The organism is Streptomyces sp. NPDC028991 (assembly GCF_055564775.1).
In genome coordinates, this window is sequence record NZ_JBVHVP010000016.1 from 1 (window position 1) to 14852 (window position 14852).

Below are 14852 nucleotides of genomic sequence, written 5' to 3' on the forward strand. Positions count from 1 at the left end.
GGTTACATTTCGAACCCGGAAGCTAAGCCTTACAGCGCCGATGGTACTGCAGGGGGGACCCTGTGGGAGAGTAGGACGCCGCCGAACAATCATTGAGAAGGGTTGGACCCGGAACTTCGGTTCGGGGTCCAGCCCTTTTTTGTTTTCCGTCACTTGAAGTTCACGTTGCGCTACGACCATCACTCGTATGGGTACTGCAGCAATGCTCAGGGCCGCCGGCGTAGGAGTCGGCGACGAGGTCGTCGTACCTGCCTTCGGGAACGTGGAAGTCGCCGAGGCCGTGGCCCTGGTCGGCGCGTTGCCGGTGTTCGCCGACATAGATCCGGAGACCTACTGCCTGGACGCCTCCTCGGTGGAGGCGGCGCTGACGGGCCGTGCCGCGGCCGTGGTCGCCGTACACCGGTTCGGGCGGCCGGCGGACATGGGACCGCTGCACGGGGTCGGGCAGCGGCACGGGCTGCTCGTGCTGGAGCAGGCCGAGTCCGAGATGCCGTACGACGAGACGGCGCAGCGCAGGCAGCGGGCGGCCTACCTCGACGGGAAGCTGAGGGGCGTGCGCACCCCGGACTGGGGCGAGGGGCACACGTATCAGCAGTACGTGGTGCGGGTGCCCGGGAACGGGCGCCCGGACCGTGACGCGTTCGCCCGGGCCGTGCGCGGGAGGGGAGTCGAGTGCTGGGTGCCGGTGAAGACGCCCGTGCACAGGATGCCCGGCTTCCGGCGGTGTGTGTCCTTGCCGGAGACGGAGCGGGCCGCCGACGAGACGCTCGCGCTGCCGGTCGACGCCTCGTTGACCAAGCGGGACATGCAGCGGATCGTGTCCGCCTGCAATGCGCTGGGCGGACTTCTGCAGCCGGCCTTCTGAAAGCCGTGGTTGGGAGCACCGGCCTGTTCGGGGTATGATCTATTCCGTTGCCGCGAGGGAAACCTCGAAAGCAACAGGCCCCCATAGCTCAGTCGGCAGAGCGTCTCCATGGTAAGGAGAAGGTCAACGGTTCGATTCCGTTTGGGGGCTCCACCGCGAAGGCCCCGCCCGATTGGGCGGGGCCTTTCGCATGCCCGGGTCCGGCGCGTCAGTCCGCGTGCGGCTCCGGGACGCGCATCGCGAGGATCGCCATGTCGTCGGACGGGGCGTCCGACGCGAAGCGCTCCACCGCGCGCATGATGCGGGCCGCCACCGCACCGGCCGTCAGGCCCGTGCACGTGGTGAGGACGTCGGCGAGGCCGTCGTCGCCCAGCATGCGGGTGCCCTCGCGGCGTTCGGTCACGCCGTCCGTCACACAGAGCAGGACGTCGCCCGGGTCGAGGGTCACCGTCTCCTCGTACAGCTCCAGGTCCTCGATGACGCCGAGGAGGGGCTGCGGCTCCGCTGCGGGTTCGACCGTGCCGTCCTGACGCAGACGGAGCGGGAGCGGGTGGCCGGCGCAGACCACCTTCAACTCGGCGCTGCCGTCCTCCTGCGGGCGCATCTCACCGTAGAGGAGGGTGAGGAAGCGGCTGCGGGCTCCCTCGTCGAGGATGGCCGAGTTGAGGCGTTCCAGGACCGCGGGGCCGCTGAGGCCCTCCCGGGCCAGCAGACGCAGGGCGTGCCGGGCCAGGCCCGTGACGGCCGCCGCGTTGGGGCCCGTACCGCAGACGTCGCCGATGGCGAAGCCGTAGGCGCCGTCGCTGATGGGGAAGAGGTCGTAGAAGTCGCCGCCGACCTCGTTGCCCTCGCCGGCCGCGCGGTAGATGACCTCGACCTCGACGCCGTCGATCAGAGGGAGCTCGGGCGGCAGGAGGCTGCGCTGGAGGGACTGGCTGATGGCCGTGCGCTCCGAGTAGAGACGGGCGTTGTCCAGGGCCAGAGCGGCGCGGCGGGACAGGTCTTCGGCCAGTTCCAGGATCTCCTGGCGGAAGTGCTCGTCGGTCGGCTTGCCGAGCGTGAGCATGCCGATGACGCGGTTGCGGGCGACCAGCGGGAGGACCACGGTCTCGCCGCCGACCGCGGAGGCCGTGGCCAGGGTCGGGCCGATGCCGGAACTCGGTTTGCGTGTCGGACCGCCGCTCAGGCCCAGGTCGCGCATGGAGGTGCGCAGCGCCGTCTGGTGGGCCAGCTCGCCCGGAGCCGTCCAGACCCGGGCGCCGGGGGAGGGGACCGGGTCGGGCGGGGCGATCTTCGACAGCAGGGACTTGATGCCGTCGATGAGCTCCTCGTCCTCGTGCAGGACATAGGAGAGGTACGGCTCAGAGGCCTGGTCGGCGATCGTGTAGACGGCGCACCAGGTGGCCAGGGTGGGGACCGTCATCTGGGCCATCAAGGCCAGGGTCTGGTCACGGTCCAGGGTGCCCGCGAGGAGGTCGGAGGCCTCGACGAGGAAACTCAGGGAGCCGCGGCGCAGGCGTTCCAGCTCGCCCAGGCGGGCCGACTCGACGGCCAGGGCGATGCGGTCGGCGGCGAACTGGAGGCGCAGGGCCTCCTCGTTGTTGTACCGGCCGGCGGACTCGGCCGCGACGCCGAGGGAGCCGGTGAGACGTCCCTCGACCTTGAGGGGGACGGTGACGACCGAGCGCATGCCGGTGCCGTTCAGCAGCGGGACGGCGCCGGGGACCGCGGCGAGGTCGTCGTGGACGGCGGGCATGCGCGCGGAGCCGTAGCGGCCGGGGCCGGCTTCGACGGGGACACGGGCGAAGCGCTGGCGGGCGGAGGGCAGGCCCGTGGAGGCGCGGACCTCCAACTCCGTTTCGTCGTCGGTGGCCAGGAGCAGGAAGGCGGCGTCGGCGTCCAGCATGTCGCGGGCCCGTTCGACCGTGCGCTGGAGGAGTCCGTCGAGGTCGTCCGGTGCGGGGGAGCCGATGAAGACCTCGAACGGATCGGCGCTCGGGTTCTCGGAGGCAGACGAGTCGGAGGCCGGCGCGCGCAACGGGGTCTGCAGGACGGCGCGTTCGTCGTCCCGTACGAGAAGGCAGACCGTGGAGGGCTCGCCGCCGGAGTCGCGGACGCGGAGGTGGGAGGCGTAGACCGGTGTGACGCGGCCGTTGGCTCCCCGCATGCCGTAGCTGCCCTCCCAGCGGGAGAGCTGGAGGGCCTCGACGATACCGGTGTTGGTGCCCGGAGTTTGCGGCCAGGCGGCGAGGTCGGTCAGCGGCTTGCCGATGACCTGCTCGGCGGGGTAGCCGAAGAGCACCTCGGCGTCCTCGTTCCAGGACGTGACGGCGCCGGTGCGGTCGATCTGGACGACGGCGACGCGGACGCGGGCGTCGGCGAGCGGAAGCAGGTCGGCCGGGAGGGAGGGACCGGCGGCGCGAGTGCCGACCGGGCGCTCCGGGAGGTGGAGGTGGAACCAGACGTTCTTGAGCGTGGGCGTGTACTCGACGCCCCAGCGGTCGGCCAGGGCCGCGCACAACTGGAGGCCGCGGCCGCCCTCGCGGTCGAGGCTGCCCATGTCGGCGGGGGAGCCCTGGAGGGGGACCTCGCGCTCGGGGTAGTGGTCGGCCACCTCGATCCGTACGCCGTCGTCGCTGCGCAGGCACACGACGTCGGCGGTGGTGCCGGCGTGCACCACGGCGTTGGTCACCAGTTCGCTGGTGAGCACCACGGCGTCGTCGACGATGTCGGCATGGCCCCAGCCCTGAAGCGTGTCCCGGACGAACGACCGGGCGCTCGCCACCGATCGTCCGACGGGCTCGAAGCTGGCGGCCGCGCGCGCGGTGATCACAGAACTCCTCGACCCTCTCTCCCCGTGCACGGCCTCATGGCCGACCGGCTCGCGCCGCTGCTGCGGCAGTCCACCCGTCGGCCCGGGATCCGGGGGCTGCTCCCCCGGGATCAGTCCGGTGGTCATGTTCCGGCCGCCCCTCCGATGCCCGCTCGTCTCCGTGCCACCGCCCAGGCCGGACGCACCGGCACGGCTGGACAGCCGCATGCAAGGTTACTTACCTTCACCGCCCCTGCGGATGCCGGTCTGCAGTGTTTCCGCCCAGAGGTGTGCGGACGATGTGCGAAGCTGCCGAACTGTTATGGCCTGGTTCGGCCGGGGTGAAACACTGGGCAAGCTTCCTACGAAGGTCCGGGCAGGCTGAATGCGCACCGAGTGCGGCGGGCAGCAGCCCTGGAAGCGGTCGGACGAGCCGGCCCGGATCGTGTGACAGCACAGAATGTACGCGGTAGTAACCGGTTCGCCGAGTGGTGGCAGCCGGGCACAGCGGTAACGGTCGACCCCTGCGGGAGGGACACAGTGGAGTCTGGCGCAGCGACGCGGGGCACTAAGGCGCGCGCGAAAGGCGGACAGTCCCTGAGTAACCAGGGCAAAACGCGGGGCGGCAGTACGACCGTGGACACGGCCGCGCTGAATCGGCTGCTGGCGGCCCTCGTCTCCATGCGGGAGGGCAACTTCCGCAAACGGCTCACGGTGTCCGGCGACGGCGTGATGTCGGAGATCGCGGCGGTCTTCAACGAGGTGGCCGACCGCAATCTCCACCTCACGGGCGAGCTGGCCCGGGTGCGGCGCATGGTCGGGCGTGAGGGAAAACTCACGGAGCGGCTGGAGACGGGTGCCTGCGAGGGCTCGTGGGCGAGCGCGATCGACAACTCGAACGCGCTCGTGGACGACCTCGTACGGCCCGTCTCCGAGGTCAGCCGGGTGCTGTCGGCGGTGGCGGACGGTGATCTGTCGCCGCGTATGGAGCTGCGGACGCAGACGCCGGAGGGGGCCGGGCATCCGCTGCGCGGTGAGTTCCTGAAGGTCGGTCGGACCGTGAACAACCTGGTCGACCAGTTGTCGACGTTCACGGACGAGGTCACGCGGGTGGCCAGCGAGGTCGGTACCGAGGGCAAGCTGGGCGGCCAGGCCCAGGTGCGCGGTATGTCCGGTTCGTGGAAGGACCTCACGGACTCCGTCAACACGATGGCGTACCGGCTCACCGCGCAGGTGCGGGACATCGCGCTGGTGACGACGGCGGTGGCCAAGGGCGATCTGTCCCGGAAGGTCACGGTTCACGTGGCCGGCGAGATGCTGGAGCTGAAGAACACCGTCAACACGATGGTGGACCAGCTCTCCGCGTTCTCCTCCGAGGTGACGCGCGTCGCCCGGGAGGTGGGCACCGAGGGGGCTCTGGGCGGGCAGGCCCAGGTGCCGGGCGTGGCCGGGGTGTGGAAGGAGCTCACCGACTCCGTCAACACCATGGCCGGGAACCTGACGGCCCAGGTGCGGGAGATCTCTCACGTGACGACGGCGGTCGCCAACGGCGATCTGTCGAAGAAGGTGACGGTGCCGGCCCGCGGTGAGGTCGCGCAGCTCGCCGAGACGATCAACCAGATGACCGAGACTCTGCGGATCTTCGCGGACGAGGTCACACGCGTGGCCAACGAGACCGGCGGTGAGGGGCAACTCGGCGGCCAGGCGAACGTGCCGGGCGCGGCCGGCATCTGGAAGGACCTGACGGACTCCGTCAACACCGTCTTCCGGAACCTGACCACTCAGGTGCGCGACATCGCCGCGGTGACGACGGCGGTGGCCAGCGGTGACCTGTCGCAGAAGGTCACCGTGGACGTGGCCGGCGAGATGCTGGAGCTGAAGAACACCGTCAACACGATGGTGGACCAGCTGTCGAGCTTCGGTGCCGAGGTCACGCGCGTGGCCCGTGAGGTCGGCGTCGAGGGCGAGCTGGGCGGTCAGGCGCAGGTGCCGGGTGCGGCGGGGACGTGGAAGGACCTCACGGACTCCGTCAACACCGCGTTCCGGAACCTCACCGGACAGGTGCGCAACATCGCCCAGGTGACGACGGCGGTGGCCAACGGCGACCTGTCGCAGAAGGTCACCGTGGACGTCTCCGGCGAGATGCTCCAGCTGAAGAACACCGTGAACACGATGGTCGACCAGCTGTCCAGCTTCGCCGACCAGGTCACCCGGATGGCCCGGGACGTGGGCACGGAGGGCCGTCTCGGCGGTCAGGCCCGCGTCGACGGGGTATCGGGGACCTGGAAGGAGCTGACGGACTCCGTCAACTTCATGGCGGGCAATCTGACCTCCCAGGTGCGGCAGATCGCCCAGGTGACGACGGCCGTGGCGCGGGGTGACCTGTCGCAGAAGATCGACGTCGACGCGCGCGGGGAGATCCTGGAGCTGAAGAACACCATCAACACGATGGTCGACCAGCTCTCCGCCTTCGCCGAGCAGGTCACGCGGGTCGCCCGCGAGGTGGGTACGGAGGGCCGCCTCGGCGGCCAGGCGCAGGTCCCGGGCGTCGCCGGTGTGTGGCGCGACCTGACCGACTCGGTGAACGGCATGGCCGGAAACCTGACCGCGCAGGTGCGCAACATCGCGCAGGTCGCGACGGCGGTGGCCCGCGGTGACCTGTCCCAGAAGATCACCGTGGACGCGCGCGGGGAGATCCTGGAGCTGAAGAACACGCTGAACACGATGGTGGACCAGCTGTCGTCGTTCGCCCAGGAGGTCACGCGGGTGGCCCGTGAGGTGGGCACCGAGGGCATCCTCGGCGGCCAGGCCGAGGTGCAGGGCGTCTCCGGCACCTGGAAGGACCTCACGCAGTCCGTGAACGGCATGGCCAACAACCTGACCATGCAGGTGCGCAACATCGCCGAGGTCACGACCGCCGTGGCCAAGGGCGACCTGTCGAAGAAGATCACGGTCGACGCCAAGGGCGAGATCCTCGAGCTGGTCACCACCGTCAACACGATGGTGGACCAGCTGTCCAGCTTCGCCGAGCAGGTCACGCGGGTGGCCCGTGAGGTGGGTACGGAGGGCATCCTCGGCGGGCAGGCGCACGTGCCCGGTGTCGTGGGCATCTGGAAGGACCTCAGCGACAACGTCAACCTGATGGCGAAGAACCTCACCGTCCAGGTGCGGAACATCTCCCAGGTGGCCGCGGCCGTCGCCAACGGCGACCTGACGCGGACGGTGACGATCGAGGCGCGCGGCGAGGTCGCGCAGCTCGCCGACACCTTCAACACCATGGTGAAGACGCTGAGCTCGTTCGCCGACCAGGTCACCAAGGTGGCCCGTGAGGTGGGCACGGACGGCATCCTCGGCGGGCAGGCGCACGTGCCCGGCGTGGCGGGCACCTGGAAGGACCTCACCGAGTCGGTGAACCAGATGGCGTCCAACCTGACCGGTCAGGTGCGCAACATCGCCATGGTCACGACGGCCATCGCCAAGGGCGACCTGACCAAGAAGATCGACATCGACGCGCGCGGCGAGATCCTGGAGCTGAAGACGACCATCAACACGATGGTCGACCAGCTGTCGTCCTTCGCCGAGGAGGTCACCCGCGTGGCCCGCGAGGTGGGCACGGAGGGTCAGCTCGGCGGTCAGGCACGCGTGCGTGACGTCGACGGCACCTGGCGGGACCTGACGGAGTCCGTGAACGAGATGGCCGGGAACCTCACCCGGCAGGTGCGTGCCATCGCGCGCGTGGCGACCGCGGTGACCCGCGGCGACCTGAACCTGAAGATCGACGTGGACGCCTCGGGCGAGATCTCCGAGCTCCAGGACTACATCAACAAGATGATCGCCAACCTGCGCGACACCACGATCGCCAACAAGGAGCAGGACTGGCTCAAGGGCAACCTCGCCCGGATCTCCGCGCTGATGCAGGGCCGCCGGGACCTCCAGGACGTGGCATCGCTGATCATGAGCGAACTCACCCCGGTGGTCTCCGCCCAGCACGGGGCGTTCTTCCTCGCCATGCCCCATGCCGACGGCCAGGAGCAGGCCGGCGCCGACGAGGACCAGTACGAGCTGCGCATGCTCGGCTCGTACGGCTACTCGATGGGGTCCATGCCCACCTCCTTCCGGCCGGGGGAGGCCCTGGTCGGCACGGCCGCCCAGGAGAAGCGCACGATCCTCGTGGAGAACGCGCCGAGCGGCTATCTGAAGATCTCCTCCGGGCTCGGGGAGGCCCCGCCCGCCCAGGTGATCGTCCTGCCGGTGCTGTTCGAGGGGCAGGTGCTCGGCGTCATCGAGCTGGCGTCCTTCACTCCGTTCACGCAGATCCAGAAGGACTTCCTCAACCAGATCGCCGAGATGATCGCGACCAGCGTCAACACCATCTCCGTCAACACCAAGACGGAGGTGCTGCTGAGCCAGTCGCAGGAGCTGACCGAGCAACTGCGCGAGCGGTCGGAGGAGTTGGAGCAGCGGCAGAAGGCCCTCCAGTCGTCCAATGCCGAACTGGAGGAGAAGGCCGAGCTGCTGGCGCAGCAGAACCGCGACATCGAGGTGAAGAACACCGAGATCGAGGAGGCGCGGCAGGTCCTGGAGGAGCGCGCCGAGCAGCTCGCGGTCTCCATGCGCTACAAGAGCGAGTTCCTCGCCAACATGTCGCACGAACTGCGTACGCCGCTCAACTCGCTGCTGATCCTGGCCAAGCTGCTCGCCGACAACGCCGACGCGAACCTGTCCCCGAAGCAGGTGGAGTTCGCCGAGACGATTCACGGCGCCGGCTCCGACCTGCTCCAGCTCATCAACGACATCCTCGACCTGTCGAAGGTCGAGGCGGGCAAGATGGACGTCTCCCCGACGCGCATCGCGCTCGTCCAGCTCGTCGACTACGTGGAGGCCACGTTCCGGCCGCTGACCGCGGAGAAGGGCCTGGATCTGTCGGTGCGGGTGTCGCCGGAACTGCCCGCCACGCTGCACACGGACGAGCAGCGGCTCCTCCAGGTGCTGCGGAACCTGCTGTCCAACGCGGTGAAGTTCACCGACTCGGGAGCGGTCGAGCTGGTCATCCGGCCGGCCCGGGACGACGTTCCGCAGGCCATCCGGGAGCAGCTGCTGGAGGCCGGTTCGATGACCGACCCGAACGCGGATCTGATCGCGTTCTCCGTCAGCGACACCGGCATCGGGATCGCGGCGAGCAAGATGCGGGTGATCTTCGAGGCGTTCAAGCAGGCCGACGGCACCACCAGCCGCAAGTACGGCGGTACGGGGCTGGGCCTGTCCATCTCGAGGGAGATCGCGCAGCTGCTGGGCGGCGAGATCCACGCGCAGAGCGAACCGGGCCGCGGGTCGACGTTCACGCTCTACCTGCCGTTGCACCCGAGCGAACTGCCCGCGCACGGCTACCAGCAGCCCCTTCCGGCCCTGGAACCCGGCGGGACGCTCGCCTCTCCCGGCGCCATGCCCGAGCTGCCGGGGGCGCAGGCCGAACCGCAGGCCGAACCGCCGGCCGAGGTGAGGTCGTACCAGGACTCGCAGAACGGTGCCGCGACGCTGTTCCGGCGCCGCCGCAGGGCGTTCCCGGAGCCCGAGGACCTGCCCGCGGCGCGGGAGCAGCGGCCGGCCGCCGAGCTGGAGGCGGCGCCGCAGTCGAGCCGGGGCATCCGCTTCGGCGGGCAGAAGGTGCTGATCGTCGACGACGACATCCGCAACGTCTTCGCGCTCACCAGTGTCCTCGAGCAGCACGGCCTGTCCGTGCTGTACGCCGAGAACGGACGCGAGGGCATCGAGGTCCTGGAGCAGCACGAGGACGTGGCGGTCGTTCTGATGGACATCATGATGCCCGAGATGGACGGGTACGCGACGACCACGGCGATTCGCCGGATGCCCCAGTTCGCCGGCCTGCCGATCATCGCGCTGACCGCGAAGGCGATGAAGGGCGACCGGGAGAAGGCGATCGAGTCGGGCGCGTCCGACTACGTGACCAAGCCGGTCGACCCCGATCACCTGCTCACGGTGATGCAGCAGTGGATGCGGGAGGGGTGAGGAGCAGGTCCGGACGGGCACCGGGCGGTACGTCCGGACGGCGTGCCCGGGGTACGTACGGGCACCTTCCGTGCGGCACGTTCGGGCAGTGTGCGAACGTGGAGTGCAGGCAAGTGGCGGGAACCTTCGGCGTGCACGCGGAGTTGCTGACTCAGTGTGCCCGAAGTCGTGTAGAACTACGGGATTCGGGGAACCTTCTGGTCTCCCGCTGCGTTTCTGCTACGTGCACAGTGACATCGCGGTGACAGGGTGTGGCGACAGGCGGGGTGCGGCTACGATGACCGGCACAAGGACGGGCGGCGCAAGGGAGTCGTCCCCTGGGGCGGCGCCCGCCGGTGCTGCCCCAAGTCCTGCGGACAGGGGAGGCCCCACGCCGGGGCGAGGAGGGCGGGCCATGGTGCAGAAGGCCAAGATCCTCCTGGTCGATGACCGGCCGGAGAATCTGCTGGCGCTGGAGGCGATCCTCTCGGCGCTCGATCAGACGCTGGTGCGGGCATCGTCCGGGGAGGAAGCGCTCAAAGCACTGCTCACGGACGACTTCGCGGTCATTCTGCTGGACGTCCAGATGCCGGGCATGGACGGTTTCGAAACCGCCGCGCACATCAAGCGGCGGGAGCGGACCCGGGACATCCCGATCATCTTCCTCACCGCGATCAACCACGGCCCGCACCACACCTTCCGGGGGTACGCGGCGGGTGCGGTGGACTACATCTCCAAGCCGTTCGACCCGTGGGTGCTGCGGGCGAAGGTCTCCGTCTTCGTCGAGCTGTACATGAAGAACTGCCAGCTGCGTGAGCAGGCGGCGCTGCTGCGGCTCCAGTTGGAGGGTGGCGGCAAGGAGCCGGCCGGCGAGACCAAGGAGCCGGCCGGGCTGCTCGCCGAGCTGTCGGCGCGGCTGGCGGCCGTGGAGGAGCAGGCCGAGGCGCTCTCCAAGCAGCTCGGCGACGAGTCGACGGACGCGGCGGCGGTGGCGACGGCGGCCCATCTGGAGCGCAAGCTCACCGGACTGCGGCGAGCGCTGGACGCCCTGGAGCCGGGAGCGTCGTCCGGAGGACAGGCCGCGGTCAACTGAGCACCTTCGGCGGCCGGACCTGGTGGGGCCGGCCCGTGAGGACATGTCAGCACCTGAACCGGAGGCGTCAGTTCCGGGCTCTTGCGCAGGCGACACGAACGGGTGAAGCGGTGGGCACACGTGTCGACTGCCCTCTCCCCCGGTAACCTCACACCTATGGCCTCACGTCCCTCCGCAGCCAAGAAGCAGCCCGCGAAGAAGGCGGCCGCTCCCGCGAAGGCTCCGGCGAAGAAGGCCGCTGCGAAAAAGGCACCCGCGAAGAAGGCGCCCGCCAAGAAGGCCGCGGCGAAGAAGCCCGCGCCCAAACCGGCACCCAGCCCCACCGGAGGCGTCTACCGGCTCGTACGTGCCCTCTGGCTGGGCATCGCGCACGCTGTCGGCGCCGTCTTCCGCGGCATAGGGCAGGGCGCGAAGAACCTCGACCCGGCGCACCGCAAGGACGGCGTCGCGCTGTTGCTGCTCGGTGTGGCGCTGATCGTCGCGGCGGGCACCTGGGCCGACCTCAAGGGCCCCGTCGGCGACCTCGTCGAGATCCTCGTGACCGGCGCCTTCGGCCGGCTGGACCTGCTGGTGCCGATCCTGCTCGGCGCCATCGCCGTGCGCCTGATCCGGCACCCCGAGAAGCCCGAGGCCAACGGCCGGATCGTGATCGGTCTGTCCGCGCTCGTCATCGGCGTCCTCGGCCAGGTGCACGTCGCCTGCGGCTCACCGGCCCGCGGCGACGGCATGCAGGCGATAAGGGACGCCGGCGGCCTCATCGGCTGGAGCGCGGCGACCCCGCTGTCGTACACGATGACCGACGTCCTGGCCGTGCCCCTGCTCGTGCTGCTGACGGTGTTCGGGCTGCTGGTCGTCACGGCCACCCCGGTCAACGCGATCCCGCAGCGGCTGCGGCTGCTGGGCGTACGGCTCGGCCTCGTCCGCGATCCGGCGGCGGAGGCCGACGCGTTCGGCGAGGACGACGAGCGTTACGAGGAGCAGTGGCGCGAGGCGCTGCCGGCGAAGTCCCGCAGACGCGGGGGACCGGCGGCGGAGCCGTACGACCCCGACGCGGCCGAGGAGGAGGCGCTCACCCGGCGGCGCGGCCGGCCCCGGCGGTCCGCCGTGCCGCAGCCCGAGATGAACCGGCCGATGGACGCCGTGGACGTCGCCGCCGCGGCCGCCGCCGCGCTCGACGGCGCCGTGCTGCACGGCATGCCGCCCTCGCCCCTGGTCGCCGACCTCACCCAAGGGGTGAGCACGGGGGACCACGAGTCGGCGACGCCCACGCCGACGCCTGTGCCGGCCGCGCGTCCGCAGCCGGGAAAGCTCAGGCAGGACAAGCCGCAGCCGCACGAGGGCGACGCCGGCCAGGGCACGGCGGTGGTCGCTGACCTCACCAAGGCCCCGCTCCCCAAGGAACGGGACCTGCCGCCGCGTGCCGAGCAGCTTCAGCTCTCCGGCGACATCACGTACTCGCTGCCGGCCCTCGACATGCTCACCCGCGGCGGCCCCGGCAAGGCGCGCAGCGCCGCCAACGACGCCATAGTGGCCTCGCTGACCACCGTCTTCACCGAGTTCAAGGTCGACGCCGCCGTCACCGGCTTCACCCGCGGGCCGACGGTCACGCGGTACGAGGTCGAGCTCGGGCCCGCCGTGAAGGTCGAGCGGATCACCGCACTGGCCAAGAACATCGCGTACGCCGTCGCCAGCCCCGACGTGCGGATCATCAGCCCGATTCCCGGCAAGTCGGCGGTCGGCATCGAGATCCCCAACACCGACCGGGAGATGGTCAACCTCGGTGACGTGCTGCGCCTCGCGGAGTCCGCGGAGGACGACGACCCGATGCTGGTCGCCTTCGGCAAGGACGTCGAGGGCGGTTACGTCATGCACTCGCTGGCGAAGATGCCGCACATACTGGTCGCGGGCGCCACCGGCTCCGGCAAGTCGTCCTGCATCAACTGCCTGATCACCTCGATCATGATGCGGGCGACCCCCGAGGACGTGCGGATGATCCTGGTCGACCCCAAGCGCGTCGAGCTGACCGCCTACGAGGGCATCCCGCACCTGATCACGCCGATCATCACCAACCCGAAGCGGGCCGCCGAGGCGCTCCAGTGGGTCGTACGGGAGATGGACCTCCGCTACGACGACCTCGCCGCCTACGGCTACCGGCACATCGACGACTTCAACCGCGCGGTGCGCGAGGGCAAGGTCAAGCCGCCCGAGGGCAGTGAACGCGAGCTCCAGCCGTACCCGTACCTGCTGGTGATCGTGGACGAACTGGCCGACCTGATGATGGTGGCGCCCCGGGACGTCGAGGACGCCATCGTGCGGATCACGCAGCTCGCGCGCGCGGCCGGCATCCACCTGGTGCTCGCCACCCAGCGGCCGTCCGTGGACGTCGTCACCGGCCTGATCAAGGCCAACGTGCCCTCCCGGCTGGCCTTCGCCACGTCCTCCCTGGCCGATTCGCGGGTCATCCTCGACCAGCCCGGTGCCGAGAAGCTGATCGGCAAGGGCGACGGTCTCTTCCTTCCGATGGGCGCGAACAAGCCGACCCGTATGCAGGGCGCGTTCGTGACCGAGGAGGAGGTCGCGGTCGTCGTCCAGCACTGCAAGGACCAGATGGCGCCGGTCTTCCGGGAGGATGTCACGGTCGGCACCAAGCAGAAGAAGGAGATCGACGAGGACATCGGCGACGACCTCGACCTGCTGTGCCAGGCCGCCGAGCTGGTCGTCTCCACGCAGTTCGGGTCGACCTCCATGCTGCAGCGCAAGCTGCGCGTCGGCTTCGCCAAGGCCGGGCGGCTGATGGACCTGATGGAGTCGCGGAGCATCGTCGGGCCGAGCGAAGGCTCAAAGGCTCGTGACGTTCTTGTGAAGCCTGACGAACTGGACGGCGTGCTCGCGCTGATCCGGGGGGAGTCTGAAGGGTAAGAACGGTACGCGAGGGGCTCCTTCGACGGAGGGTCACGGCGGCCGGGTGGCCGATCGTGACTCACCCGTTAGGGATCATTGAGCAACTGTTCCCCCATGGCGTACGTCAAGTTGAGGGAAATGACAAACAGGTAGTCCACCATCGGGACGCGGGGCCATTCCGATGGCGTACAAAGTCCCGTCGCCCGGTTGCCCCACCCGTTTGCAGCCCCCCTAAACTGAACGTCCAGCACAGGCGGCTAAACGCTCGAAAGGCGCCCCCGTGTCCAACGGCAACTCCCCTGAAGACGAGCGTCCGATCGAAGACGTGTCCCAAGACGTTCCCGAAGACCGTTCGGAAGACGTTTCCGAGGAAGCCCGCCCCTCCATCGGCCGTGCCCTGCAGCAGGCGCGGATCGCCGCCGGGTTGACCGTCGACGACATCACCACCGCCACTCGCGTCCGCATCGCCATCGTGCACGCCATCGAGGCGGACGACTTCACGCCCTGCGGCGGTGACGTCTACGCCCGCGGTCACATCAGGACCCTGGCCAAGGCCGTCGGGCTCGATCCGGCCGTACTGCTCGAGCAGTTCGACGCCGCTCACGGAGGGCGTCCGGCGCCGACGCCCGCCGCGCCCCTGTTCGAGGCGGAACGCATCCGTCCGGAGCGGCGCGGACCCAACTGGACCGCCGCCATGGTCGCCGCGATCGTCGCGGTGATCGGCTTCGTCGGCTTCACCTTCGTCAAGGACGACGACGGCGGCAACGAGGCGAGCGTCGCCGAGGGCTCCCAGCCGTCGGCCGGTGAGTCCGCCTCGCCGAGCGCCAAGCCGAAGAAGCCCGCCGACCCGAAGCCGGACCCGACCGACAGCGCCATCGCCGCCGCTCCGCGGGACAAGGTGACGGTGAAGATCAGCGCCACCGACGCCCCCAGCTGGCTCTCCGCGAAGGACCACAACGGCCGGCTGCTCTTCGACGGCCTGCTCAAGCAGGGCGACTCCAAGACCTTCCAGGACGACGAGAAGGTCGACCTCGTCCTCGGCAACGCGGGCGTTGTCCAGCTGTACGTCAACGGCAAGAAGATCGACGACTTCGAGCCGGGCGTGCAGCGCCTCACGTACACGAAGGGCGACCCGCAGGCCGGGTAGGGGCGCGAAAGGCACTGGCACGGACGGG

Annotated in this window: 6 protein-coding genes, 1 tRNA gene and 1 rRNA gene; 7 read left to right on the forward strand and 1 reads right to left on the reverse strand. The window is 69.8% G+C overall.

What is annotated here, in order from left to right:
- The 3 genes from rrf to ACZ4V1_RS26455 form a co-directional block, all read left to right on the forward strand.
- Positions 1-87 (forward strand): 5S ribosomal RNA (gene rrf, locus ACZ4V1_RS26445); the annotation flags it as partial.
- 115 nt (positions 88-202) lie between these two features.
- On the forward strand, positions 203-865 hold the full coding sequence (locus ACZ4V1_RS26450) for a DegT/DnrJ/EryC1/StrS family aminotransferase (protein WP_468340703.1): 663 nt from the start codon (positions 203-205) through the stop codon (positions 863-865).
- Positions 866-942: 77 nt separating this feature from the next.
- Positions 943-1018: transfer RNA gene (locus ACZ4V1_RS26455), tRNA-Thr, on the forward strand.
- A gap of 55 nt (positions 1019-1073) precedes the next feature.
- On the opposite strand, the gene ACZ4V1_RS26460 is transcribed toward ACZ4V1_RS26455, so the two are convergent.
- A complete protein-coding gene (locus ACZ4V1_RS26460) occupies positions 1074-3824 on the reverse strand; it encodes a SpoIIE family protein phosphatase (RefSeq protein ID WP_468340375.1) in 2751 nt (916 codons plus the stop codon).
- A 393-nt stretch (positions 3825-4217) separates the two neighbouring features.
- Here ACZ4V1_RS26460 and ACZ4V1_RS26465 point away from each other — a divergent pair, with 393 nt between their 5' ends.
- The 4 genes from ACZ4V1_RS26465 (at position 4218) to ACZ4V1_RS26480 (ending at position 14824) form a co-directional block, all read left to right on the forward strand.
- Entirely contained in the window at positions 4218-9704 is a 5487-nt protein-coding gene (locus ACZ4V1_RS26465; protein WP_468340377.1) for a HAMP domain-containing protein, read from the forward strand.
- A 394-nt stretch (positions 9705-10098) separates the two neighbouring features.
- Positions 10099-10776 carry a response regulator gene (locus ACZ4V1_RS26470; protein WP_468340380.1) on the forward strand — a complete coding sequence of 226 codons (678 nt, stop codon included), beginning with the start codon at positions 10099-10101 and terminating at the stop codon, positions 10774-10776.
- Between the two features lie 156 nt (positions 10777-10932).
- Positions 10933-13695, forward strand: a complete 2763-nt coding sequence (locus ACZ4V1_RS26475) for a DNA translocase FtsK (protein ID WP_468340383.1) — start codon at positions 10933-10935, stop codon at positions 13693-13695.
- 262 nt (positions 13696-13957) lie between these two features.
- Positions 13958-14824 carry a helix-turn-helix domain-containing protein gene (locus ACZ4V1_RS26480; RefSeq protein WP_468340385.1) on the forward strand — a complete coding sequence of 289 codons (867 nt, stop codon included), beginning with the start codon at positions 13958-13960 and terminating at the stop codon, positions 14822-14824.
- Positions 14825-14852: the final 28 nt, after the last annotated feature.

What these genes read in the sequence shown, in the direction of transcription:
- ACZ4V1_RS26450 (WP_468340703.1), top strand. Translation starts at nt 203, where the DNA reads ATGCTCAGGGCCGCCGGCGTAGGAGTCGGCGACGAGGTCGTCGTACCT.
- ACZ4V1_RS26460 (WP_468340375.1), bottom strand. Translation starts at nt 3,824, where the DNA reads ATGACCACCGGACTGATCCCGGGGGAGCAGCCCCCGGATCCCGGGCCG.
- ACZ4V1_RS26470 (WP_468340380.1), top strand. Translation starts at nt 10,099, where the DNA reads ATGGTGCAGAAGGCCAAGATCCTCCTGGTCGATGACCGGCCGGAGAAT.
- ACZ4V1_RS26475 (WP_468340383.1), top strand. Translation starts at nt 10,933, where the DNA reads ATGGCCTCACGTCCCTCCGCAGCCAAGAAGCAGCCCGCGAAGAAGGCG.